Raw genomic sequence first — 24330 nt, 5'->3', positions numbered from 1 at the left:
AAACCCAATTCAACTTTTCAAATGACACGATTCTTTCTTTTCCTTTTTTTATTATTTTCTACAACTGTATTTCCACAAAATTTCGATATAAACACCTTACGTTCAGCTAATTTATATAGAAATGAGAATTTAGATGCAACGTTTAAAACTATCACACACAGCTATGCCGTTGTCAGTATTGGCACCCCCTTGACACTTTATGCGGTTGGATTAATCAATAATGACCCAAAATTGAAAAAAGAGGCTTTGTTTATTGGAGAATCTGTAGCAGCCTCGGTATTTATTACCATTGCGTTGAAAGAAGCGATAAAGAGAGAACGCCCCTTTGTTACGTATCCTGAAATTCAAAAACTGACTACTGCCGGAGGATATTCAATGCCATCAGGACATACGTCTATTGCTTTTGCCACCGCTACTTCTTTGAGTATGGCCTATCCTAAATGGTATGTAATTGTGCCGTCATTTGGTTGGGCAACCGCTGTTGGGTATTCAAGAATGCATTTAGGGGTTCATTATCCCACAGATGTAATGGCAGGAGCACTAATAGGCAGTGGATCAGCATATCTTAGCTATAAAATTAATACGTGGCTACAAAAGACAAAAAAGAAGGAAATCCTCTAATTGATTTTTACTTTTTATTAACTTTTAGTTAGTCATTTTTAAGTAATTTCGTCCTACTAATATAATTACATGAAAATAGCGATTGTTTGTTATCCAACATTTGGTGGAAGTGGTGTTGTTGCCACAGAACTGGGGTTAGAATTGGCCAGAAGAGGTCATGAAATTCATTTTATCACCTACAGTCAGCCGGTCCGTTTGGCGCTTTTAAATCCGAATGTTCATTACCATCAAGTAAACGTTCCTGAATATCCTTTATTTCATTATCAACCTTATGAATTGGCACTTTCCAGTAAACTAGTGGATATGGTAAAGCTTTATAAAATTGAGGTGCTTCATGTACATTATGCGATACCACATGCCTATGCGGGCTATATGGCGAAACAAATGCTAAAAGATGAGGGCATTAATATTCCGATGGTTACCACGCTTCATGGCACTGATATAACTTTAGTTGGGAATCATCCATTTTACAAGCCTGCGGTTACTTTTAGTATTAATAAATCAGATTTCGTCACTTCTGTTTCCGAAAGTTTGAAAGCCGATACCCTTACATTATTTTCTATAAAAAATGAGATTCAAGTAATCCCCAATTTTATTGATTTGAATAAGGAAAAGAAAGATCCAAATGTTCCTTGTCATCGTACAGTCATGGCTAAACCCAATGAAAGAATAATTACACATATCAGCAATTTTAGAGCCGTAAAGCGCATTCCTGACGTTATCAAAATTTTTCATAAGATTCAATTAGAAATTCCTTCCAAGTTGATGATGGTAGGTGATGGACCTGAAAAAGAAATAGCAGAGCGCTTATGTTATGAATTAGGAATTCATGAAAAAGTGATTTTTTTTGGAAATAGCAATGAAATTGATAAAATCTTGTGCTTGACTGATTTGTTCTTGCTTCCTTCGCAAACTGAAAGTTTTGGTTTAGTAGCTTTAGAGGCTATGGCTAGCGGTGTACCTGTTATATCAAGTAATTCTGGAGGGCTACCTGAAGTAAATTTTGATGGTTTTTCAGGTTTTTTGAGTGAAGTAGGGAACGTCGATGAGATGGCTCAAAATGCGATTAAAATTTTAAAGAATGATGCTACTTTAGCGCTTTTTAAAGAAAATGCCTTAACCGTTGCTACCAAATTTGATATCAAAAATGTATTGCCCTTATACGAGGATTTATATTTAAAAGCGATTCAGAAATACCAATAAGCAGTACGCTTTTATCGAAGCAACCCTGCCTTAAATTCGCTCAGTCCTGTTTCTTTTTTAAATTTCTGTACAGCTTTCAAGAAAGTGCTGTACAGAAAAAAGCTAATTTCCCTACATCTTTTTATCAAAAGATGTAGGGAAATTTTTTTTATCTTCCTTTTAAAACCATAAATTTGTAAGGACTACTTCAAAAAAACAACCTTATTCCTTTATTTCTATGTCAATACAGTTCAAAATGGTGCCCAAAAAAAATAATTTGGTGGTACCTCCACAAACTAATTATTATCCCTGTGCAGTACATAATGGGGAGATAACCTTAGACGATTTAGCTACGACGGTAGCCTCACAATCCACGCTCAGTCGTGCAGATTGCTACGCGGTGATTATTGCTATGACACAAGTGGTAGGGGATGCTCTGACGCAAGGGAAAATTGTAAGAATTGATAACTTAGGTACCTTTCAAATTACCTTGCAAGGCACGCCCGCAGCTACGCCTGACGATTTAGGTAAGGCCAATATTAAAAAAGCAAATCTTGTATTTCGACCCGCCGCTTATTTGAAAAATGTAATGAAAAAATTGACCTATAAACGATTACGTTGAGTTTTTTCCTTTGATAATGAGCATGACTGAAAATTAGTCGCAAAAACCAATGATGATGTGCGAATTACCTATGACCGATTATACCAAAATGCTTTGCAACAAGCAATCGAATGGGCTACAAGTCTTCCCGAAGAATTCGAAGGCGAAAAAGCAATGTTAATATATCGTAGCCAACTAGAACCCGAAGTCGGTACCAATATCGAAATAGAAAAGGATGACTACATAGCTGTGGTGGCCAAAATGGAATTTACCGAACGTTATTTCCGTGATCATCTTCTTATAAAGTACAAAAAAATTACCCTGCAGTTGGGTGAAATTGTTTTTTACCACACTTCGATGCCTCAGTGCAGGCTAGAATCATAGCATTTGTTGTTTTTAAGAGAAACTAATAGACGTTTTACTATTCACATAGCTCATCTGTTGTGAAAAATAGTACTATTTTTGTTTGTTTCTATGTTCATTTGCTATTATTCTATGGCTATAGCCTGCACTGAGGCATCGAAGTGTGGTGAGGCTTTTTATTTTTTTTGAATTTCACCCAACGGGTAAACATTAATAATTAACTATTATGAACAAGGTTTCCATACGTTTTTTTGATGATCGCGAAGTACGTGCCGTTTGGGATGATAAAAATGCCAAATGGTGGTTTAGCGTTTTGGACATTGTAGCGGTGCTCACTAATCAGAGCGACTATAGCAGAACGCGCAACTATTGGAAATACCTCAAAGCTAAGCTAAAGAAAGAAAACAGCCAAGTGGTTAGTGCTACTACCCAGTTGAAATTTTTAGCTCCTGATGGAAAAATGCGTAGATTGGAGCAAAATAAGCAAAAGCAATTACATGAATGCCATGGTTATAAGTGCGGTAGATAGTAGCGTTTTACAAGCTCTGCTTAAAACAGCACTTACCAATGATATTAACAGCCGAGAAATCTATATGAAAGGCATCGATTATTCATACTATTATGAAGAAAATGAGTAATCAGGGTCTGCTGAAAAATCAAAACCTCTTCATTTATAAAGGATTAGCGGTACTAAGTAATTAGAATAAAATAGTGTCATACTTTATATTAATTTCTCGCAAAGTCGAAAAGAAAGCGCTGTGAATACTGCGCTTTTGTGTCTTAGCGAGACTATTGATCGGTAAATTACTAGTGAAATAGTGTAAGTCGAAATCGGAATTAAATACGACAATTAATATTGTCAACAGCTTATTTTTGGTTCGAAAACAAAAGAGAAAAAAAATAGGGGTCGCTTGAGTTATTCTGCAGACCTTATTTATCTTACCTCGTTTGTCATGCTGACGTTGAAGGAAAAATAGGGTAGTATTGGATAGCTATAGTTTTGCAATTAATCTTTCAAAACCCTTGATGCTTTTCTACTCGTATCATATTTTTTGTTAGATTTGCGTTCAGCTCATTTTTTGAGTTTGTTTTACTTATCAAAAGCACTTCTTTTCATGCAAATCATCCATAAAATTGACGATTTCTTGTATGCTCTTTTTCCTCAAATAGTACGGGGGGGGGTAATACCTTATTAATCAACGAGTTAAAAAAATTCTATGCTTTTGGGCCTTTTCCCCCAAAAGTTTCAATTACCGACGATTGGGTTATTATTGAAATAGACACTTCATCAATACTTGCCCAAGAATCAGATTACCGAAAAACGGTGGCGCTTTGTGAAAAAGGTCAGTACCAAGAAGCAAAACCCATTCTACAACATCTTATCGCTAACAATCCTACGAATTCGGAATTTCACCGAATTATGGGACAAATCCTCTCAGACCAAGGTCAGCAAGACGACGCCATCAATAGCTTAATTGATGCCCTACGCTGGAATCCCAAAAATCATTGGGCCTTATTGATGATGGGAAATATCTTCGCAAAGTTTAAGAATGATATTGATACGGCAATGAAGTATTACGATCAGGCTTTGATTGTAAATCCTAATGATAATATAACTATTAATAATATAGGAGCTAATTTACTTCAACAAAATAAATTTTCGGAAGCTAAAAAATATTTTAACAAAGCGTTGACCTTAGATGCTAGTTATCCTAATACTCTTTACGCTTTAGGGTTAATTGCAAGCGAAGAAGATGATTTTCTAATAGCTTTTGAAAGATTTATAGAAACTTCAAAATGTTCTAAAAAAAATGATTTCTTCTATAATAAAGGTATCGAAGAAGCATATAATGTATCGAATACGATTTTTCAACAAGAAATAGGTAATACTATTTTTAAACAATATCGAGTATTGCTTGAGCAAAAAGGTGGTATTGCAATTGATATTGTGAAGGATGATACTATAGCCACAGTAGCCAAAATCGAGTTTGCCGAAAATTACGACAGAGCAAAGCACGTTATTAAGTATAAAGATGCAGTTCTTGGATTTGAGCATTTGCTTATGCATGAATTGGTGCATTTAGATTTTGTTTTAGAGGCTCAAGCTCTAGAGAAAAATTTATTGTACACAACGACACAACAGCATAAAAATATTTTTTTAAAGAAAATAGAAAAATCTATTAATAAGCTAAAGCAAAAAGGAATTTCAGTTGAAGCTATAAATGGTTATACTACAGGTTTGTTTTCTGGAATCAATTCTTTAATTTTTAATGCTCCTATTGACTTATTTATAGAAGACTTTTTGCATAGCAAATATCCTGAGCTAAGACCTTATCAGTTTGTTTCCTTGTTAACTATTGTGCAAGATGGGTTAAGGGCGGTTACAGACAAACAGGTTTTAGAAATCACTCCTTCTGAATTAGTTTCTTGTAACAAAATTTATAACCTTGTGGGAGCTATGCAATTAAAAAATCTATATGCAATAGATTTTATTAGTGAATTTAAAGCTTCCAAAATAGAGCTTGAAACCGCAAATAAGTTTTATGAAGAGTTTTTGGAATACAAAGATGACAAACAACCGGCTGAAGAATATGAACTAGTTCAACATTGGGCTGATGATTTGAAACTAAGCGACTACTTTGAGTTAATAGGAGAAAATCAATACAGAAAGCGAAGCAATATTGATGATTTTATTCATGATTTAGAGAAAAATCCTTTTGGCTCAGACGAAAAAGATCCTGTTAAGGAGAAAAAAATGAAAACCTTTTTGGAGCATCAAGAAGCACTAGGTTTAAACAGTGCCGTTGTGATGTTCATGGTAGGCGCTTTAGAATTCTTTGAAGGAAAGTCAAAAGAAGACATCAAAAAAATTGCTTTTGAAATAGCAATGCAGGGCACACAGGGCTATGATCCAAATGTTAAAAATTACAAATTAAGTGCTATACCCAATAAAGAGTTTTCTGGATATCAAATTTTAGCCTACTATTTTGTGAGTTGGTCTATTGCTATTCCAGAAATGGTTTCGCAGTTACAATTACCTTTTGAAGCTGAGTACAAATTAGCCTTGTCGATGTATAATACTAAGTAAAATGACGGACTTTCAAATAATTATTCAGGAGCTTATCAAGTTCAGAAACGAAAGAGATTGGGAACAATTTCATAATGCTAAAGATTTGGCACTAGCTGTAAATATTGAAGCAGGTGAGTTACTGGAATTATTTCTTTGGAAAAACCCAGAAGAGGCAAATAGAGAAAAAATTAAAGAAGAATTAGCGGATGTTTTTGCCTATGCTTTTTTGCTAGCAGAAAAATACAATTTTGATGTAAAGGAGATTGTTTTGGATAAGATTAAAAGAAATGGTGAAAAATATCCTATAGATAAGTCTAAGGGAACAGCTAAAAAGTATGATGAACTATAAAGATTTTGAATTATCAATTCAGGTATCAAAGCCATTTCCTTTTAACCTTCAATCATTAAAGGAAATTGAAACAAATCAATGGGTCAAAAACCAGTGGCCTCTTGTATATTTTTTGAAAAATGAAGGCGTAAATAAAGCATATATAGGCGAATCAAATAATGCATCTCTAAGATTAAAGAACCACTTAGCAAATCCCAAAAAGGCGAATCTTTTTCAAACAGTTAATATAATTGGTAGCGATAAATTTAATAAATCAGCTACGCTAGACTTAGAATCAAGACTTATACAATACATCAACGCAGAAGGTACTTTTACAACTGAAAATTTAAATCTTGGGCATCAAAATCACAATTATTATCAACAAGATTTATATAAAAATTTATTTTATACAGTTTGGGAAAAGTTAATTGAAAAAAAAATTGTTTCAAAGTCACTTGCGGAAATTGAAAATTCTGAACTATTCAAGTACTCACCCTTCAAGGCACTGAATGATGATCAATATAAGTCAGTTTTAGAAATACTCACTAACATAAACAAATCACAAGGCAATTCAATTTTTGTAAGCGGAAGTGCAGGTACGGGAAAAACAATTTTGGCAACATACCTTATGAAATTATTGGTAAGTGATGTAAATGACATTGAGGATGCTGATATTAAAGAGGATGATATTTATGAAATTAGTTTAATCAAAGAATTCCAAAAAAAATATCCTAAAGCGAGGATTGGTTTTGTGATTGCTATGACTCCATTAAGAGAAACCATCAAAAAAGTGTTTAATAATGTTCCCGGTCTGAAAAAACAAATGGTTATGTCACCCTCGGAAACTTTTAAATTAGGTCATAAATATGATTTGTTAATTGTAGATGAAGCACATCGACTTAGACAATATCGAAATATTAGTTGGAGAGGAGAATTCAAGAAAAAAAACGAGTTATTAAATCTAGGAGATGATGGAACAGAATTGGATTGGATAATAGCCAATAGTCGTAATCAAATTTTCTTTTATGATGCTGCACAATCAGTAAAACCTTCTGATATAGATGAATTTAAATTTACTGCACTTCAAAATAAGCCAGATACTTTAAAGCTAAGTCTCAAATCTCAAATGCGAACTAAAGGAGGAAACGATTACATTAATTTTATCGACAGTCTTTTAAACTGTAGTGTAAATAAAAAACCTGAGTTACCTTCAGATTTTGAATTGGAATATTTCGATTCTTTCAGATCCCTCTACAACAAATTAAAAATTAAAGAGAAAGAAAATGGCCTTTGTAGAATGATTGCAGGGTATTCTTGGGAATGGAAATCAGACCCTAAAAGAAAAGAAAATCTAGACTTAAATGCAATTGATATTAGTATTGATGGCATGGATTTTCAATGGAATAAAACTTACAATGATTGGATTACATCTGATAACGCTTTTGAACAAATTGGTTGTATTCATACGACACAAGGGTATGACTTAAATTACGCAGCAATCATTTTTGGGTTAGAAATAGATTATGATCCAATTCGTAATGAAATTGTAATTGATAAAACAAAGTATTTTGATAAGTATGGTAAAAACGGAGTAACGGACATCAATGAACTAAAAGCATTTATATTAAATATTTATAAAACAGTTCTTTACAGAGGTATTAAAGGAGTTTATATTTATGCTTGTAATGAGAACTTGAAAAAATATTTAAAATTGCACTTAGTTGGCAATACAAATTTGACTTTAAGTAATGATTCAAAAGCTAATACGCCTAGAATAATTCCTTTTGAATCTGTCAAGCCATATGTAAATGCTATTCCATTTGTTGACTACAAAATTGCTGCAACTAATTTTACTGATCCTCAATTTTATGATGAATTTAGTTGGGCAGAATTGCCAATGCAAGTTAGCCCTCGTGAAGGTTATTTTATTGCTCAAGTAATTGGTGAATCTATGAATAAAAAAATACCAAATGGCTCCTTCTGTCTTTTTGAAGAATATAATAACATCGCTGGCAGCCGAAATGGTGAAATTGTTCTGGTACAATGTACAAATATTCAAGATGGTAATTATGGCTCAGGTTTTACTATTAAAGAATACAATAGTGTTAAAGTTGTTACTGAAGAGACTTATCATCATAAATCTATTACACTAAAACCGTTAAGTGATGATGATTCTTTTGAAGATATTGAACTCTTTGAAGACGAATTAATAGATTTTAAAGTAATTGGAATTTATAAGAAAATATTAAATTGGTAACCCAACGCTTTTGGTAGAATATTTGCATTTTTACCAACGCACAAACCCAAGCTAAAAAATGCAAAAGAGCTACCAAGCAAACACACAACGACAGACAAACAATGACCGAAACAACCACGAGAGACAGAAGGGCAGCTTATAACAACTGTTTTGCAAGAAAGCAACGGATTTTAATCCGCACAATAATGAATGATAAATTTAATCCCATCCTATAAAAAAGCATACCCAATATTAGGTTTTGGTAAGAAGTTCAAGAAGATAATGGTAAGGCATTTGATTTAATCCTAATAAGTATCAATCCACAAAAAAAAAACTTCCATTCTCCCTGCGAAACACAAGTTTTTGGTTTACTTTGAGTGGAAAGTGTATCTTGCAGTAGTAAAATACGGCAATTATGAATACAGGCGAAATACTTATTTATCAAAATCAAGAGGGAAAAGTAAACTTAAATGTAACGTTCAAAGACGAGAACTTTTGGCTCACCCAAAAGTTAATCGCACAGTTGTTTGGGGTTGCTGTGCCTGCTATAAGCAAGCATTTAAAAAATATTTTTGAAAGTGGAGAGTTAGCCGAAAATGCAGTTATTTCCAAAATGGAAACAACTGCCGCCGATGGCAAAAACTAACTTACAACCTTTTACAACCTCGATGCTAATATTGCGGTGGGGTACAGCGTAAACTTCAAGCAAGCCACTCAATTCCGTATTTGGGCCACACAGTGAGCAACTCATAATCCAATAAAAATCCAAAATTGTTTTCTTGTACCTCTCCTGTTTTTTTAGACATCAATTGCCTCCAACTTTAGTTGGAGGGATTAAAATTGGAAGGTTTTAAAAGGCTTTAGCCAAAATTAGGTTCAAATTGAGATCCAGGAAGCTATCCTAAAAAAAAAGGTCAATTCACTCCTGAATTGACCTTTTTTATGCTTGAAGAATAGGGGATTAATTCGTGATTAATTCTCCGTAGCTATAGTTGTCGCCTAATAGAAAATCATCGCTCCCTCTCGTCATTTTAACTTTTTTCAACACTATCGTGTGCTTGAAGGCGTTGCCAAAACTGGTAGTGGTTACTTCAATGATACCTTCCACGTTGGCAATTCCTGCTGCGGCTTTCCATTCTTGAAGGATGGTCGGTAGGATGGGAGTACTTGCATTACAGAAATAATCATTGGATAAAATGCCACTAAAAGATTGGTATACTAAACGGTTGGTGCTAGTACCAATAAGCCCTTTTCTAGGTGTGTTTAAGGGGGTTATTTCGTTCTTTATCAAAGTGGGGTCAACATTATTTAACGTTAGAGCTTCACTGTTGATGAAATTATAAATTTGCTTTGAATTGCTACATTGATTCAAGGCTTGTGTAAATGCAAAGGGTAATGAGGTCACTGTGGTTTTGTAATCTCCAAAAATTAATTCTGGATATGACTGCTTAGTGCCATCGGATTTTAAAAAAGTAATATTTTTAAAAATAATAGAATGATTGTAACCTGTAATTCTGGAACTGTTATTGGTTGGATCAATCTTTTTCTCTGGTTTAGAGGTAATTTCTACCACACCACCTTCAGCAATCCACTGATCAGTTACCAAAGGAGTAGCTGGGGGAATTGTTTCACAGATGTTGTCTGCTGCAATTTTGCCATTGTAGAATCGGTACACTAATCGATTAGCGCCAGAGATAGTAATAGTTTGTACCTTACTTTCATTAGGGAATTCTAATTGAGGAAGTTCAAGAATTAGTGCTTCTTTTTCTTTTAGTTTGTATAGAATTTTATTGTTGGTACACGCGGCAACTGTACCGTCATTAAAGTCAAATTCTTCATAAATCAGATTGCCGTCATCACAACTAATCCCCATTACTACTAAGAATAGGATTCCAAATACTCGTTTCATTTTTACTTTATTTTAAGCAAAAATAGAATTTTTAATTTGTTTCTACTTCATAGAAGTTTCTAAATTGCTGTTAATCTAGTTTGTTTTTAAAAGCATGAAAATTTGACACTATGAAATTGTTACCTTTGCACTACTATTTTAGATAAAATGAAACAAAACAATTATTTTTTGGCTGCATTTACAGCCTTTTTCATTTGGGGCTTTTTCAGTTTAGCTCTTAAACCTATTGCTGATTTCCCTTCTTTAGATATTCTATTTTATCGTGTATTTCTGAGTGTTTTTCTATTAACACTTTTGAATGTGGTTTTTAGAAAAAGGGTAATTCGAGCGAATTGGTTTCTTTTTCAAAATTTTGAACCCAAGGTTAAGAAAACTATACTGTGGTTGACGCTAGGAGGAAGTTTGATATTGGCTTCGAATTGGTTTATTTTTATTTATGTTGTCAATCATGTGAGTGTAAAAGCGGGTTCCTTGGCGTACTTAATTTGCCCGATATTAACGACTGTTTTCGCCTTTTTCCTTTTAAAAGAAACCCTTTCCAAGTCGCAATGGTTTGCGGTATCCTTAAGCGTGGTGAGTTGTTTGTTGTTATCGATGAATGATTTACATGATATTTTTTATAGCTTATTGGTAGCGACAACGTATGCTTTATATTTGGTGAGCCAACGGAAAAACAATCAAATGGATAAACTTTTGGTACTCAATATGCAACTGCTATTTATTGCATTACTGATTTTGCCATTTTATCCTATTTATAGTGGTCCGTTGCCTACAACGCCTTTGTTTTATGGCTGTTTATTGTGTATTGTAATCGTTTTCACCATTATTCCTTTGTTTTTAAATCTATTTGCCCTAAAAGGAATTCCTTCGGCGACAGTTGGAATTTTGATGTATATCAATCCGATGATTAATTTTGCTATTGCCTTTTTGTATTTCAAAGAGCAAATAACCGGAATTCATCTCTTTTCGTATGTACTGATTTTGATTTCTGTTGTGATTTTTAATAAGAAAGTCATTTTGGAATTATTGAAAAAATCAAAAGAAAAACGATGGGTTGCCTAAAGAACGCAAGGCATTCGCATTTAAAAAAAAGCCACGAATAGCACAAATAGTCACTAATTTTTTATAAATTTTAAAATGGAATGGCACAAATTTTATAGATCTTAAGTATTCGTTCAATAAAAAACCGTTGTAAATTAGTGTATTTTAGTGTTGTTTGTGGCGAAAATTTTAAAAGCGAATTTCCTGTAAAGAACGTTTGGTTTTGCAGGGTTTGCGTGAGGGTAGAAGTGGAGCTCTTTTTTAGAGACTTTTTTGGCTCTAAAAAAAGCGGGAACGGATGCCCGACCCGACTACTGAGCTTGTCGAAGGATCAGGCGGGGCACGCCCAAATAAAAATGAATAGTATTTAATTATGAAAAAAGTATATCTCGACAATGCTTCTACAACTGCGCTGCGTCCCGAAGTGATTCAGGTGATGGTGGATTGTATGGCGCAAGATTACGGAAATCCGTCGTCTACGCATAGTTTGGGGCGTCACGCCAAAAGTATTTTGGAACTGTCTAGAAAGAGTATTGCCAAGGCTTTGAACGCTACGGCGCAAGAGATTTTGTTTACATCGGGTGGGACAGAGGCCAATAATTGGATGTTGCGTTCGGCAGTGAAGGATTTGAAAGTGAGGCGAATTATTTCGAGCCAAATGGAACATCATGCCGTTTTGTATCCTATTTTGGAATTGCAAAAGGAGTTTGGTATTCAAGTGGAATATATAGAAAATTCGGCTGATGGTGTACTTGATTTGACGCATTTAGTGAGTCTTCTTTCTGAATCTACAGAAAAAACGTTGGTGAGTTTGATGCATGTGAACAACGAAACGGGCGTGATTTTGGATTTGGAACGTGTATCACAAATTTGTCAAGAGCATCATGCGTTGTTTCACTCGGATACGGTGCAATCTGTAGGAAAAGCGATTTTGGATTTGCAAAAAGTCCCTATTGATTTTATAGTGAGCAGCGCTCATAAATTTCACGGCCCAAAAGGGGTTGGTTTTGCTTTTATTCGAAAAAATTCGGGTTTGCAGCCTTTGTTTTTTGGTGGCGAGCAAGAAAAAGGACTGCGTTCTGGAACGGAAGCAATTCATCAAATTGCAGGAATGGCAAAGGCTTTGGAGATTTCTTATGCTAATTTAGAAGCAGAACAGCAGCAAATCAGTGCTCTAAAACAGTATTGTTTGGAACAATTAGCGTTGCACTTTCCTGGAGTGAGAGAAAATGGAAGTGCTACTTTTTATCCGATTTTGAATGTACAATTGCCTTTTGCAGCGGATAAAACGGCGATGATTTTGTTTTATTTGGATATGAAAGGGATTTTTGTTTCGAGAGGAAGTGCTTGTCAGTCGGGAAGTGTGAAGCCTTCGCATGTGTTGGCTGAAATGCTCTCGGAAGAGGATTTGAAAAAACCAAGTTTGCGAATATCGTTCAGTCATTTATCTACTCAAGAAGAAGTAAATTTGTTGATTGAGGCGTTGAAAGGCGTTTAAGGCTCTCTTATAAAAATGCAAAACCTGACAATTGTAAAGTTGTCAGGTTTTTTTATTTGTTTAAACTTTTTTTACCACATAGAGGTTAATTTTTGTTTTTATTCAAAGTATTGTAAGTTGCTGGCAATATAAATTATTCTATTTAATTCTGATTTTGACTTACAAGATTTTACTTGCAATTTACTAAACAATTTTCTCGCTAAGGCGCTAAGGCGCAGTATTCACAGTGCTTTCTTTGCGACTTTGCGGCTTTGCGAGCAATTAATAAAAAATAGAAAACTATTTTGTTTTTAATTCTTAGTAGGTAATTGTTATTCAAACAATCCTTCGATGCTCAAATAGCGTTCCCCGGTGTCGTAGCAAAAAGTAAGTACCGTTGCCCCTTCTGGGATTTCGCTTAGTTTTATGGCTACAGCGGCTAAAGAGGCACCAGATGAAATGCCTAATAGGATTCCTTCTTCTTTAGCGGCTCTTTGTGAATAAGAAAAGGCCTCGTCTTTGCTCACTTGTATGGTGCCATCTAGTATTTCAGTGTGTAAATTGGTGGGTATAAAACCAGCACCAATCCCTTGAATAGGGTGTGGACTTGGCGCACCGCCACTAATTACAGGAGAAGCTTCGGGTTCTACCGCAAATACTTTTAGATTGGGAAAGTGTTGTTTTAGAATTTCGGCACAGCCTGTAATATGCCCGCCAGTGCCTACTCCAGTGATGAGATAGTCAATTCCGTTTGGAAAGTCATTGATGATTTCTTGTGCGGTTTTTTGCTTGTGCACTTCTATATTTGCAGGATTTTCAAATTGTAGCGGTGACCAAGAATTAGAGATTTCCTTGACTAGTTCTTGCGCTTTTTCGATAGCGCCTTTCATGCCTTTTTCGCGAGGAGTGAGCACAAATTCTGCACCATAGATACTCATCAGTAATCGTCTTTCTATTGACATCGATTCTGGCATAACGAGAATAATTCGGTAGCCTTTTACTGCTGCAACCATGGCAAGCCCAATACCAGTATTTCCTGATGTGGCTTCAATGATTGTGGTACCTTGATGTAAAATTCCCTTTTGCTCGGCATCTTCAATCATGGCTAAGGCAATACGATCTTTAATACTTGCCCCCGGGTTGGTACGTTCTAATTTCATCCAAACCGAAGTTTTTTCTCCAAATAGTTTGTTTATTTTTACATGGGGTGTATTACCAATTGTTTCGAGTATGTTGTTGCAAATCATAACTACATTTTTATTTAAATTCCTAGTAAATTTATAGAATAAATTGGTTTTGACCAAAAAACAAGTATTAAATCTATTACATTTTAGATTACACAAAAAAATCCGTTTTGTGTTAAACAAAACGGATTCTAAAACTTATTTCCAATCAACAAACTGTGATTGTATTGTTTTTTGATATTGAATAAAGTGATGTTAAATAGAGAGTTTTACATTGCTTATTCAAAACACATCATTATCTTTGTGTATATAATAACACAACTAATTTATTGTTTGATACCAAATTTTCAATCTAACGGAGTTTTGCCTTCAGGTGTCCATTGGGCCACAATGGAAGAAATTAAAGAAAAATTGTGCTTTTCAGATAAAAGGATTGAATTAGTTTTTGGTCTTGAACAGGCAATTGTAAGTTTAAAAAGAGCTGGTTGTGAAACTATATATTTAGATGGTAGTTTTTCAACTTCAAAAGAAAATCCTGGAGATATTGATGTTTGTTGGGAGTTAGGAAAAGTTGATTTAGATTTTCTACTTGCTATTGAACCAGTACTTTTCGATTTCAATTTTAAAAGGAAAGCTCAGAAAGATAAATTTGGATGTGAGTTTTTTGTAATGGATTTTATTGCAGCTCCACCAGATATAACATTTATAGAGTTTTTCCAGCAAGATAGGGACGGTAATCCAAAAGGTATAATTGGACTAAAAATTTGAGTTATGATAAAAAATGAAAAACAATACGGTGTCACAAAAAACAATTTGAAAAAATTTCAAGATGCAATAAGAGTGATTTCTGAATCTAGTAGTTCTAAGAATCCATTATTATTAAAACTTCAAATTGATTCTATTCAAAGTCAAATTGATGTTTTTGAGAAAGAAATTGAAATGTATGAAGGATTAAAAAAAGGAAAAATTGCAAATATCTCCAGAGGTTTTGAAGATTTAAGTTGTGGTATTATAGAAAGCAGAATTGCTAAAGGTTATAATCAAAAACAATTTGCGGAATTACTTAAAACAAGTGAGCAACAAGTTCAGAAGTATGAATCTGAAAATTATTCTAATATTAGCTTAAAGCGTTTACAAGAAATAGTGGTTGTTCTTGATGTAGACGTTGATGCAACATTTAATTTTAGTAAAAAAAGACGTTTTGCGGTATCAGACTTTTTAGCTCCTCAAGGAGTTGATACCATAGAAATTCGAAATAGAATAAGAAGCAGAGGCACAACTGTATCAATGTGCAGATAAGAAATGAAAACAATAACTTTTTATTCATATAAAGGTGGAGTTGGTAGGTCGCTAACATTATCAAACATTGCAATGCGATTGGCTGATTTAGGGAAAAAGGTATGTATTATTGATTTTGATTTAGAAGCTCCAGGTTTGCATCTTAAATTCAATAAACACATAAATCAATCAGAAATAAATAAAGGAATTGTGGAATATATTTCTGATTTTCAGAATAAAGATTATGTTCCAAAAACTATTAATGAATATGTGACTGATGTGAATTATTTAGGAACTCTAAATGGTTCTATAAAGTTGATTCCGGCAGGAGATATTTATAGCAACGAGTACTGGAAAAATTTATCTTCTATTAATTGGAAAGATTTATTTTATTCTGAGGAAAATAATGGTGTTAACCTATTGTTGCATCTTAAAGAATTAATAAAAATTGATTTAAAGCCAGATTTTATTCTGATAGATTCAAGAACGGGAATTACAGATATTTCAGGAATTGCAATGACATTATTGGCTGATAGTGTAGTTACTTTAGCTGCTAATAATGATGAAAATATTTCTGGAACTGCTAGAATAATCAAGAGTTTAATGAATAATGAAAATAATTTGTTAGGTAGATTACCTAAAATTCATTTTGTTTTAACAAGAATTCCTTATTATCCAAATCCTGATGAAAAACATAAAGAAATTAGAATAACTCGAAAAGCCTTACTTCAAATAAACAAAGATGGAAAATTAATAGATAAAGTATTTGTAATTCATTCTGATAGAGATTTGGAAGAGGAAGAGAGATTTAAGATTAATATTGTTTCAGAGAAAACTACTTCAAATCAAGTCGTACCAATCGAAGAGGATTATTTGACTTTATTTGAAGAGTTGACTAAGGATGATTTAACTGATGATGAACTCTGTAGGTTTAATGATTTAAGAGAATCTGAATTATTAATTGAAGAAGCTCGAAACATATTAGATAATGCTATAAAAATTAATAAACTTAAAAAAGCAATTGCGCTAAATTCAAATTCTCATGAAGGAATGGATTTGCTGGCTCTAGCTTTTATTGAATTGCATAATTATGATGAGGCACTATTATATGCAAGACAAGCCTCGGAAATTGACAGTAAAAATTGGCACTATCAGTATCGTATTGCTTTTTGTCTAGATGAGTTAAATGAGACAGATGAAGCAAAAAAAATACTTGAGAATATTTTAAAAAATGATAATAGAAATTCATCATCATTGTTGTTTTTAGGTAATATTTATTATGATAAATTAGATTATAAAAAAGCTTTAAGTTATTATTTAAAAGTAATTGAATATTTTCCTGACTATGATAATGGATATAATGCTGTTGGAAATTCATATAGATTATTAAAAGAATTTGAAAAAGCATTTGAATATGTTTATAAATGTTTAGAACTAAATCCTAAAAATGAATTTGCTTCTACTACTTTAGCTGAGATATATGCAGAATTGGGTAATGAAAACGAATTTTATAAAAATCTTCAATTATCTTTTATTTTTGGAATGAATTCTGAAAATTTTGATAGAATAGTTCATGAAGAAGAAGTTTATAAAAAGTATTTTAAAGAAGAACGTTTTTTAAATTTATTGAAAACATATAGAATAAAAGTAAATCTTCAGGATTAGCATAAAAAAACCGATTTGAAAAAATTCAAATCGGTTTTTAACTTTTAAAGTAGAACTTACAAGTGAATTACTTCTCCGTAAGCATCAGCTACAGCTTCCATAACCGCTTCACTCATCGTTGGGTGAGGGTGGATAGCTTTTAAGATTTCGTGACCTGTAGTTTCTAGTTTACGAGCTACCACTGCTTCAGCAATCATATCCGTAACACCAGCACCAATCATATGGCATCCTAACCATTCACCGTATTTAGCATCAAAAATTACTTTTACAAAACCATCTGCAGCTCCAGAAGCCTTTGCTTTTCCAGAAGCAGAGAATGGGAATTTACCAATTTTCAATTCGTATCCTTTTTCTTTGGCTTGTTTTTCTGTCAAACCAACAGAAGCAATTTCTGGGGTGGCATACGTACAACCTGGTACATTTCCGTAATCGATTGGGTCAACATGAAGACCTGCAATTTTTTCAACACAGTTGATTCCTTCTGCAGAAGCCACGTGCGCTAACGCTTGACCTGGAGTTACATCTCCAATTGCGTAGTAACCAGGAATGTTTGTAGCATTGTAGGCGTTTACTAAAATTTTATCTCTGTCAGTAGCAATTCCTACTTCTTCTAATCCAATGTTTTCGATGTTGGTTTTGATTCCAACAGCCGATAATAAAATATCTGCTTCTAAGACTTCTTCACCTTTAGCCGTTTTCACATAAGCTTTTACTCCAGCACCAGTAGTATCGATTCTTTCGACAGAAGCGTTAGTCATAATTTTAACTCCAGCTTTTTTCATAGAACGTTCCATTTGTTTTGAAATGTCTTCGTCTTCTACAGGAACAATGTTTGGCATAAATTCTACAATAGTCACCTCTGTTCCCATTGAGTTGTAGAAATGTGCAAACTCCACTCCAATTGCTCCAGAACCTACAATAATCATAGATTTAGGTTGAGTTGGTAACGTCATGGCTTGTCTGTAACCAATAACTTTTACACCATCTTGAGGTAAGTTAGGTAATTCACGAGAACGAGCACCTGTAGCAATAATGATGTGATCAGCGCTGTATTCCGTTACTTTTCCGTCTTTATCCGTAACGTCTAGTTTTTTTCCAGCTTTTAGCTTTCCAAATCCGTCAATAACGTCAATTTTATTTTTTTTCATTAGGAACTGAACCCCTTTGCTCATTCCGTCAGCTACACTACGGCTACGGTTAACAACAGCACCAAAATCTTTGTCAAATTCTTTTACAGTCAATCCGTAGTCAGCAGCATGTTTTAAATAATCAAAAACTTGTGCTGATTTTAGTAAGGCTTTCGTTGGGATACATCCCCAATTTAAGCAAACACCACCAAGGTTTTCTTTTTCTACAACCGCAACTTTAAAACCTAATTGTGAAGCTCTAATGGCTGTAACATAACCTCCAGGACCACTTCCTAAAACTATAATATCGTATTTCATTTTTTTTAATTTTAATTTTTTAAAAGTATAAATTATTTGTTTGGATGAATTTAAGGTGTTCTTTTAAATCGGAAACAAAATTAAGGATTTATTCTGTTTTGAGAAACTTTCAATGTGAGAATATGTTAATCTAACTTTTTTGTCATAAAATGTATATTTTAAACGGAATAGATTTTAGGGTTAAGCTATCCTATTTTGCGAGTAAGAGAGTAAGAAAAATAGAATCTTAACAACGCAAACATTGCTAGCTGTTATTACTACCCATCCTGAAATTTTAAAAAAAACAATAGGACTGTCCGTAACTCATACCAACAGTCTAAATAATGACAATATACTTTGCGTCTCTGCGCCTTTGCGTGAAATTGGGCTCGCAAAGTCGCGAAGACGCAAAGATCAGAAAGGTTTATATTTGTGAAAAACATTCAACAACTAATTTATTCTGTGAAATGGTACTAGTCACGGATAGTCATATAAAATAATATTTGAGTTCCCTACAATTTATTGGATTGTTGCTTAAAATGTCAAAAAAAAACAAACAACTAAAGCAATCTTATTTGTAAATTTGGGCCACTAACTTAATAAATAAACATGAAAAAAATTATCATTGCTTTAGCGGTTTTTATAGCGAACTTCACAATCGAAGCGCAAGTAAAAACACCCGCACCGAGTCCGAAAGCGACTATTATGCAAACTGTTGGACTTACAGAGGTAGAAGTGGTCTATTCACGCCCTGCAGCCAAAGGAAGACCCGTTTTTGGAAATTTAGTTCCTTTTGGGAAATTATGGAGAACAGGAGCCAATGCCAATACTACTATTTCTTTTTCAGATGACGTAATTATAGACGGAAAAACCTTAAAAAAAGGGAAGTATGCTTTGTACACCATTCCAAAAATTGAAAGTTGGGAAGTGATTTTTTACAGCACAACCGATAATTGGGGATTACCCGAGGAATTCAAAGAAGAAAATGTAGCTTTAAGAACTACTGTAAAAGAAGAGGCTTTACCCAAAGCAGTTGAATCGTTTACCATTGGGATTAATAACTTAGATTTAAATTCCGGACACTTGGACATGGCATGGGAAAATTCTTCAGTGTCTATGAAATTTGAAGTTCCTACACAAAAAATTGCTACAGAAAGCATCAATAAAGTATTAGCTGGCCCAACGGCCAATGATTATTTTGCTGCCTCACAATATTTGTTTCAATCTAATGGTGATCTCACAAAATCAAGAACCTATGTAGATAAAGCTTTAGAATTAAGTACTGAAAAACCATTTTGGTTCTTGAGATTGAAGTCATTGATTCAAGCCAAACAAGGAGATAAAAATGGCGCAATCGAAACTGCAAAATTATCTCTTGCTGCAGCTGAAATCGCCAAAAATCAAGATTATGTAAAAATGAATAAAGACAGTATTACGGAGTGGAGTAAAAAATAATTCGTGATTTTCATAGTCAAAAAAAATCCCATTCGCTTCAACAAGAATGGGATTTTTTATGGGTAAAACCTAGATTTGCTTTTCAAAATCCTTGAGTTTTGACTTTTAACCCAGATTCCGCATTAGAAATCTACTACAACTAAATTCTTCTTCAAAACCAAGAACTTACTCCTATTTTTAAATTCAAAATACGAAAGTATTCCTTCTTCAAAAATAGTCCGTGAGCTCTTGCTTTTATTGAATAATTCAGTTTCGCTACGAAGTCTAATGCGGATTCTGGGTTTAACTAACAAGCAATGTTCACTATTTTGGACTGTAAACATATCCCAAACTTAGTTCTGAAAAATCAGCTTGTCCCAGGTTTGCATTAATATTCGCTGCTACAAACAAGTTGTGTTTCGGAGCTTTATTTGCAGTAATGGCATAATAACGAAAGCCTAAACGAGAAGAAATGTATTGCTTTATTTTTGCTTTTGTACCAAATTCTTTTGCTACATACACCCCTGTACTAGAGCCCCCATTGTTTAGGTACCAATCTAATTTGTAAGCAGGCTTATAAAGATTTAATCCCAATTCGGTTTCTATACTGAAATGATTCATCAATACTTCAAAATTTGAAAATACTCCTAAAGCAGTAGCATTATGATAAGGATTGTTTTTTAATGTTGGAAATTTAGTAGTGATAACAGTACCTGATTCTTTGATGTAATCATAGTAATCTTCATAAAAACGATAGTACACTCCAAAGCCATATTTGTAGGTTTTGTTTTTTATTCGTCCCACTGCTAAAGAGAGGGTATAGGTATTTTTTCTTTCATTAAAATCTCTAGCTAATACTTTTTGACCTAAACCCAATCGAGTTGAAAAATAATACTGATTTGCACTATCGTCATGATCTTCCGAAGAAGAAGATGTCTGCAAAGGACTTCTTGAAAGGTTAAAATCTGTTTTTACCGTTGCTAAAAATGAATTTAAACCATGATTGGGTAGTCGGGTGTGTCCGTTAGAAAAATGAGTCGCCCCTCCACCAATTTTAACACTAAAATCTTTTTTATGAATAATGTCGTAATATATAAAGGAACGAAATGCCCATGTAAAATGCGTTGAAATACCAAAATTTCCCGGATTAGTAACTTTGTCATAGATTACATTATTATAAGATGCTCCAAGTCCTATTTGGAAACGAAGTCTGTTAGTGCACTTATTCAGCACACCAAAATCCAGATAGGGCATAAGTGTAAATCCGTAGCCTACCTGTTGCGTGTTTCCAAAATCGGCTAAGGAAAATAGCAATCCTGTTTTTGGATAATGTAATGCTTTAGCCCAAGTGTGGTTGTCAAAAGTTGTTTTTGCTATCGATACATCAAACCCTTTTTGATTTTCAGTTGCTGGAAAAATACTAATTGATGGAATGGTTTTCCCTATGGAAAAGCCGACACCCAAAGAAGTAACCTGATCCTTATGTGTCGTATTGCTTTCTTGTGCAATACCGATAGTACTTATTAAACCTATAAAAATTACAGTTATTCTTTTTAAAACCATTTTGGTGCAACCTATTATTTTAATTTGAAATTCAATTTGAATTGATTTTAATTTGTTTGCTCCTAATTAGTCAAATAAATCAGAAGACAGATACCGATCCCCTCGATCACAAATAATAGCAACAATCACTCCGGATTCAAGAGTGGATGCCAATTTTAAGGCAGCGGCAACTGAGCCACCACTGCTCATACCCGCAAAAATTCCTTCCTCTTTAGCTAAGCGTTGTGTCATAGCTCTAGCCTCTGTTTCGGTTACTTCAATAATGGTATCTACTTTGGAAGCATCAAAAATTTTAGGTAAATATTCTTGTGGCCATTTGCGAATACCCGGAATTTGAGAACCATCACTTGGTTGCGCTCCAACAATTTGAATGGAAGGATTTTTTTCTTTCAAATAAGTCGAAGTACCAATAATGGTTCCGGTAGTCCCCATGGCCGAGACGAAATGAGTTACAGTTCCTTCGGTGTCCTCCCATATTTCAGGGCCCGTAGTGTTGTAATGTGCTTTCCAATTGTCCTCATTGGCAAATTGGTTGAGCATGTAATATCCACCTTCGGCTACTTTTTTATCGGCATAGTCTCTTGATCCAATGATGCCTGAGCTCGCAGATGTTAAAATTACTGTTGCGCCATAGGCTCTCATGGTCTGTGTACGTTCAATTGTAGCATCTTCAGGTAAAACCAATTCTATTTCTATCTGGAATAATTGAGCAATCATAGCCAAAGCGATACCGGTATTTCCGCTGGTAGCTTCAATTAATTTATCGCCTTTTTTGATGTCTCCTCGTTCTATTGCAGATTTAATCATGTTGTAGGCCGCGCGATCTTTTACGCTGCCTCCCGGATTATTTCCTTCCAGTTTTAGAAGTAATTGTATGTTAGGATTTTTAACTAAATTTTGACTGATGGCTAAAGGAGTGTTGCCAATAAGATTCGCTAACTTTTGTGGTTTCATTATCGTTTTTCTTTTATCTTAACCTCGGTAGTGGTAGTGTTTAATACGGTTGAGTTGGCAGGAATGGATTTGGTGACCCATGAGTTTCCCCCCACTATACTATTTTCTCCAATAATCGTATCGCCCCCTAAAATAGTGGCATTAGCATAAATGCACACGTTTTTTTCTACGGTAGGGTGTCTTTTGGTGTTTTTCATTTCCTTACTAACGCTAAGCGCACCCAAAGTGACTCCTTGGTAAATTTTGACGTTTTCTTCAATTACTGTCGTTTCACCAATCACTATTCCGGTAGCATGATCAATAAAAAAAGGAGACGCAATGCTAGCACCTGCATGAATATCCGTACCAGTGATTCGATGTGCATATTCGCTCATTAATCTTGAAAAAAGTAGTAAATCTAACAAATACAATTCGTGACTTAGCCTATAAATAGCGATAGCATAAAAGCCTGGATAAGCCAAATATACTTCTTCAATACCATTTGAGGCAGGATCATTTTTTAGAATATAAGCGGCATCTTGATTGAGTTGTTCCAGCACCAAAGGCAATTTTTTGAGGAAATTTTCCCAAGCACTTTCGCAATGATTCTCCGCTTTTTTACAAGCAATTTTAGCAATCTCTTTAAATTGTTGTTCTAATGTATCAATACTTTGCTCCAGAGATGCATTGGAGTCAAAAAGAGTATAGAATAGTTTTTCTGTGAAAGCTTCTGTTTTGGTTTTGATGCTATAAATAATAGTCAAATGACTTTTAAGAACTCTTATATTTTGAATGGTTTGCGATTTTGACACAACAATAAAGCGATTTAAGTGAAATTAAAGCGTAAAAATAAGATGTTTTTTAGAGATAATCTCCATTTTTAGGGGAATAATATCTGTTTAGTCTATTTTTTTGATAGATTTTATATGATAATTAAAATAAAAAAAACAGCATTCATTTCATGTTTATAAAATGAATGCTGTTTGTGTTGAAATCTAATAAAACTATACGTATTCTAACTGCATTATTTCATCTCAAATTGATTTTATTTAAATCCATAAAAGATTGCCGATGTTGTAATTTGGTTGTACACGAATTCACTCATTTTTTCAGTGTTTCTAAGCAAACCATTTTGCTTCAAAAGAAAGTAAGTTCTTTATATTATGCTACTTATTTCCAAGCGCGTTCTCTAGTTAAAACTTCGATGAAAGGAATTTTTATTCAGATGTTATGATTGTTAGTTCTAAATAATAATGCTTTAATTATTTAAGTTTGATATGCAAGGCATTATAGTTAGTGGACCGGATTCCTAAAAGGCCGTAGACAGTTTCGCCTTGATTAATTTTTCTTCCTAATAAATTCAATATTGACAAATCATTTTTTAATTTTTTATTTGCAGCGCTTGCCGTAAAAAAATTACCCGCTGCTAAACCTGGACCGATAATTACGCCGACAGGAAACGAGGAAGTTTGCTCAGTATAACCATTGTTATTTGTTTTAGCGGTATAAAATTGCATGGGTGTTAATAATAAATACCATAAATAAGAAGCAGGACTTTGCTTTAAAAAAGCAAAAATTTCATTGTTTTCCATTAACTTTGCCTGCTCTCCATTATCAAAAATTAGCGTACAATCATCCCCAATAGTTATTTCTTTTCCAGAAGCGTTTGTCACTTTTACAGCAATTAGCCTAAGATCTTTTTTAATCTCTTTTTTTGAATATTTTTTATTTAATACATCATATTTGTAGCTAAAGGTTACCTCATTATTTTTGTCAGAAGAAATATAATTGATTTTGGAAGGTTCCAGATTTTTGTATCCTGAGGCACAGCCAGAAAACAGGAGCATTGTCAAAATAATAATAAAATAGTGGGTTAATTTCATTTTGGTTTTTTTTAATTTAGTACTAAAAGTTTTGTGTTTTGTAAAAGTAAATATAGTTTTTTTGGAACGTTTTAGTGTTATTTTTACAAAATTTTTGTAAGTTTTAGTTTGCTATTAATCAATATTTTACTCTTTTTT

22 protein-coding genes and 1 pseudogene are annotated in these 24330 nt (G+C 33.7%); 16 read left to right on the top strand and 7 right to left on the bottom strand.

Features of this window, described 5'->3' with window-relative positions; genetic code table 11:
* Positions 1-21: 21 nt before the first annotated feature.
* The 10 genes and pseudogenes from ACSVH7_RS11470 to ACSVH7_RS11425 all read left to right on the top strand — a co-directional run.
* Positions 22-621 carry a phosphatase PAP2 family protein gene (locus tag ACSVH7_RS11470; protein WP_438066836.1) on the top strand — a complete coding sequence of 200 codons (600 nt, stop codon included), beginning with the start codon at positions 22-24 and terminating at the stop codon, positions 619-621.
* Positions 622-690: 69 nt separating this feature from the next.
* Positions 691-1824 carry an N-acetyl-alpha-D-glucosaminyl L-malate synthase BshA gene (gene bshA / locus ACSVH7_RS11465; protein WP_438066835.1) on the top strand — a complete coding sequence of 378 codons (1134 nt, stop codon included), beginning with the start codon at positions 691-693 and terminating at the stop codon, positions 1822-1824.
* A gap of 217 nt (positions 1825-2041) precedes the next feature.
* Complete coding sequence (locus ACSVH7_RS11460; RefSeq protein ID WP_438066834.1) at positions 2042-2425, top strand: HU family DNA-binding protein; 384 nt, start codon at positions 2042-2044, stop codon at positions 2423-2425.
* Between the two features lie 57 nt (positions 2426-2482).
* Positions 2483-2788 (top strand): hypothetical protein, encoded by a 306-nt coding sequence (locus tag ACSVH7_RS11455; protein WP_438066833.1) that lies wholly within the window; start codon positions 2483-2485, stop codon positions 2786-2788.
* A gap of 205 nt (positions 2789-2993) precedes the next feature.
* Complete coding sequence (locus tag ACSVH7_RS11450) at positions 2994-3296, top strand: hypothetical protein (protein ID WP_438066832.1); 303 nt, start codon at positions 2994-2996, stop codon at positions 3294-3296.
* A gap of 990 nt (positions 3297-4286) precedes the next feature.
* A complete protein-coding gene (locus ACSVH7_RS11445) occupies positions 4287-5855 on the top strand; it encodes a tetratricopeptide repeat protein (RefSeq protein ID WP_438066831.1) in 1569 nt (522 codons plus the stop codon).
* Position 5856: 1 nt separating this feature from the next.
* A complete protein-coding gene (locus tag ACSVH7_RS11440) occupies positions 5857-6186 on the top strand; it encodes a nucleotide pyrophosphohydrolase (protein ID WP_438066830.1) in 330 nt (109 codons plus the stop codon).
* On the top strand, positions 6173-8422 hold the full coding sequence (locus ACSVH7_RS11435) for a DNA/RNA helicase domain-containing protein (protein ID WP_438066829.1): 2250 nt from the start codon (positions 6173-6175) through the stop codon (positions 8420-8422). Before ACSVH7_RS11440 ends, ACSVH7_RS11435 begins: the two co-directional genes overlap by 14 nt.
* A 394-nt stretch (positions 8423-8816) precedes the next feature.
* Complete coding sequence (locus ACSVH7_RS11430) at positions 8817-9047, top strand: hypothetical protein (RefSeq protein ID WP_438066828.1); 231 nt, start codon at positions 8817-8819, stop codon at positions 9045-9047.
* A gap of 15 nt (positions 9048-9062) precedes the next feature.
* Positions 9063-9143, top strand: a pseudogene (locus ACSVH7_RS11425) (hypothetical protein); the annotation flags it as partial.
* A gap of 219 nt (positions 9144-9362) precedes the next feature.
* On the opposite strand, the gene ACSVH7_RS11420 reads toward ACSVH7_RS11425, so the two are convergent.
* Positions 9363-10310 (bottom strand): hypothetical protein, encoded by a 948-nt coding sequence (locus tag ACSVH7_RS11420; RefSeq protein ID WP_438066827.1) that lies wholly within the window; start codon positions 10308-10310, stop codon positions 9363-9365.
* A gap of 147 nt (positions 10311-10457) precedes the next feature.
* On the opposite strand from ACSVH7_RS11420, the gene ACSVH7_RS11415 reads away from it, so the two are divergent.
* The gene (locus ACSVH7_RS11415; RefSeq protein ID WP_438066826.1) at positions 10458-11372 is read left to right on the top strand and encodes an EamA family transporter; all 915 of its coding nucleotides are present in this window, start codon (positions 10458-10460) and stop codon (positions 11370-11372) included.
* A 352-nt stretch (positions 11373-11724) separates the two neighbouring features.
* Complete coding sequence (locus ACSVH7_RS11410) at positions 11725-12849, top strand: cysteine desulfurase family protein (RefSeq protein WP_438066825.1); 1125 nt, start codon at positions 11725-11727, stop codon at positions 12847-12849.
* Positions 12850-13160: 311 nt separating this feature from the next.
* Here the strand turns inward: ACSVH7_RS11410 and cysK are convergent, their stop codons facing one another.
* On the bottom strand, positions 13161-14075 hold the full coding sequence (gene cysK / locus ACSVH7_RS11405; protein WP_438066824.1) for a cysteine synthase A: 915 nt from the start codon (positions 14073-14075) through the stop codon (positions 13161-13163).
* 189 nt (positions 14076-14264) lie between these two features.
* Here cysK and ACSVH7_RS11400 point away from each other — a divergent pair, with 189 nt between their 5' ends.
* Genes ACSVH7_RS11400 through ACSVH7_RS11390 form a run of 3 tightly spaced genes read left to right on the top strand, consistent with a single transcriptional unit; the run spans position 14265 to position 16955 of the window.
* The gene (locus ACSVH7_RS11400; protein ID WP_438066823.1) at positions 14265-14780 is read left to right on the top strand and encodes a DUF6932 family protein; all 516 of its coding nucleotides are present in this window, start codon (positions 14265-14267) and stop codon (positions 14778-14780) included.
* A 3-nt stretch (positions 14781-14783) separates the two neighbouring features.
* Positions 14784-15311 carry a helix-turn-helix domain-containing protein gene (locus tag ACSVH7_RS11395; RefSeq protein WP_438066822.1) on the top strand — a complete coding sequence of 176 codons (528 nt, stop codon included), beginning with the start codon at positions 14784-14786 and terminating at the stop codon, positions 15309-15311.
* A 3-nt stretch (positions 15312-15314) separates the two neighbouring features.
* On the top strand, positions 15315-16955 hold the full coding sequence (locus tag ACSVH7_RS11390; RefSeq protein ID WP_438066821.1) for a KGGVGR-motif variant AAA ATPase: 1641 nt from the start codon (positions 15315-15317) through the stop codon (positions 16953-16955).
* A 56-nt stretch (positions 16956-17011) separates the two neighbouring features.
* Here ACSVH7_RS11390 and lpdA read toward each other — a convergent pair whose 3' ends face one another.
* Positions 17012-18400: a dihydrolipoyl dehydrogenase gene (gene lpdA, locus ACSVH7_RS11385; RefSeq protein ID WP_438066820.1), complete on the bottom strand. Its 1389-nt coding sequence runs from the start codon at positions 18398-18400 to the stop codon at positions 17012-17014.
* A gap of 588 nt (positions 18401-18988) precedes the next feature.
* On the opposite strand from lpdA, the gene ACSVH7_RS11380 reads away from it, so the two are divergent.
* A complete protein-coding gene (locus tag ACSVH7_RS11380; protein ID WP_438066819.1) occupies positions 18989-19834 on the top strand; it encodes a DUF2911 domain-containing protein in 846 nt (281 codons plus the stop codon).
* Positions 19835-20137: 303 nt separating this feature from the next.
* Here the strand turns inward: ACSVH7_RS11380 and ACSVH7_RS11375 are convergent, their stop codons facing one another.
* The 4 genes from ACSVH7_RS11375 to ACSVH7_RS11360 all read right to left on the bottom strand — a co-directional run bounded on the left by ACSVH7_RS11375 (position 20138) and on the right by ACSVH7_RS11360 (position 24192).
* On the bottom strand, positions 20138-21376 hold the full coding sequence (locus ACSVH7_RS11375; protein ID WP_438066818.1) for an acyloxyacyl hydrolase: 1239 nt from the start codon (positions 21374-21376) through the stop codon (positions 20138-20140).
* 66 nt (positions 21377-21442) lie between these two features.
* On the bottom strand, positions 21443-22330 hold the full coding sequence (gene cysM / locus ACSVH7_RS11370; RefSeq protein WP_438066817.1) for a cysteine synthase CysM: 888 nt from the start codon (positions 22328-22330) through the stop codon (positions 21443-21445).
* Positions 22330-23121 carry a serine O-acetyltransferase EpsC gene (epsC, locus tag ACSVH7_RS11365; RefSeq protein ID WP_438066816.1) on the bottom strand — a complete coding sequence of 264 codons (792 nt, stop codon included), beginning with the start codon at positions 23119-23121 and terminating at the stop codon, positions 22330-22332. The genes cysM and epsC overlap by 1 nt, the downstream gene beginning before the upstream one ends.
* A 450-nt stretch (positions 23122-23571) precedes the next feature.
* Positions 23572-24192 (bottom strand): hypothetical protein, encoded by a 621-nt coding sequence (locus ACSVH7_RS11360; protein ID WP_438066815.1) that lies wholly within the window; start codon positions 24190-24192, stop codon positions 23572-23574.
* Positions 24193-24330 lie beyond the last annotated feature (138 nt).

The sequence above is a fragment of the Flavobacterium sp. TSSA_36 genome (assembly GCF_051547165.1).
Classification (GTDB): Bacteria; Bacteroidota; Bacteroidia; order Flavobacteriales; family Flavobacteriaceae; genus Flavobacterium.
Note: the sequence above shows the minus strand (reverse complement) of the source record. Positions and strands in the feature narration are given on the sequence as shown.

Excerpts from the sequence above, each read along its gene's own strand:
- ACSVH7_RS11470 (WP_438066836.1), top strand. The coding sequence starts at position 22 with ATGACACGATTCTTTCTTTTCCTTTTTTTATTATTTTCTACAACTGTA.
- bshA (WP_438066835.1), top strand. The coding sequence starts at position 691 with ATGAAAATAGCGATTGTTTGTTATCCAACATTTGGTGGAAGTGGTGTT.
- ACSVH7_RS11460 (WP_438066834.1), top strand. The coding sequence starts at position 2,042 with ATGTCAATACAGTTCAAAATGGTGCCCAAAAAAAATAATTTGGTGGTA.
- ACSVH7_RS11450 (WP_438066832.1), top strand. The coding sequence starts at position 2,994 with ATGAACAAGGTTTCCATACGTTTTTTTGATGATCGCGAAGTACGTGCC.
- ACSVH7_RS11445 (WP_438066831.1), top strand. The coding sequence starts at position 4,287 with ATGATGGGAAATATCTTCGCAAAGTTTAAGAATGATATTGATACGGCA.
- ACSVH7_RS11440 (WP_438066830.1), top strand. The coding sequence starts at position 5,857 with ATGACGGACTTTCAAATAATTATTCAGGAGCTTATCAAGTTCAGAAAC.
- ACSVH7_RS11435 (WP_438066829.1), top strand. The coding sequence starts at position 6,173 with ATGATGAACTATAAAGATTTTGAATTATCAATTCAGGTATCAAAGCCA.
- ACSVH7_RS11430 (WP_438066828.1), top strand. The coding sequence starts at position 8,817 with ATGAATACAGGCGAAATACTTATTTATCAAAATCAAGAGGGAAAAGTA.
- ACSVH7_RS11420 (WP_438066827.1), bottom strand. The coding sequence starts at position 10,310 with ATGAAACGAGTATTTGGAATCCTATTCTTAGTAGTAATGGGGATTAGT.
- ACSVH7_RS11415 (WP_438066826.1), top strand. The coding sequence starts at position 10,458 with ATGAAACAAAACAATTATTTTTTGGCTGCATTTACAGCCTTTTTCATT.
- ACSVH7_RS11410 (WP_438066825.1), top strand. The coding sequence starts at position 11,725 with ATGAAAAAAGTATATCTCGACAATGCTTCTACAACTGCGCTGCGTCCC.
- cysK (WP_438066824.1), bottom strand. The coding sequence starts at position 14,075 with ATGATTTGCAACAACATACTCGAAACAATTGGTAATACACCCCATGTA.
- ACSVH7_RS11400 (WP_438066823.1), top strand. The coding sequence starts at position 14,265 with ATGTTAAATAGAGAGTTTTACATTGCTTATTCAAAACACATCATTATC.
- ACSVH7_RS11395 (WP_438066822.1), top strand. The coding sequence starts at position 14,784 with ATGATAAAAAATGAAAAACAATACGGTGTCACAAAAAACAATTTGAAA.
- ACSVH7_RS11390 (WP_438066821.1), top strand. The coding sequence starts at position 15,315 with ATGAAAACAATAACTTTTTATTCATATAAAGGTGGAGTTGGTAGGTCG.
- lpdA (WP_438066820.1), bottom strand. The coding sequence starts at position 18,400 with ATGAAATACGATATTATAGTTTTAGGAAGTGGTCCTGGAGGTTATGTT.
- ACSVH7_RS11380 (WP_438066819.1), top strand. The coding sequence starts at position 18,989 with ATGAAAAAAATTATCATTGCTTTAGCGGTTTTTATAGCGAACTTCACA.
- ACSVH7_RS11375 (WP_438066818.1), bottom strand. The coding sequence starts at position 21,376 with ATGGTTTTAAAAAGAATAACTGTAATTTTTATAGGTTTAATAAGTACT.
- cysM (WP_438066817.1), bottom strand. The coding sequence starts at position 22,330 with ATGAAACCACAAAAGTTAGCGAATCTTATTGGCAACACTCCTTTAGCC.
- ACSVH7_RS11360 (WP_438066815.1), bottom strand. The coding sequence starts at position 24,192 with ATGAAATTAACCCACTATTTTATTATTATTTTGACAATGCTCCTGTTT.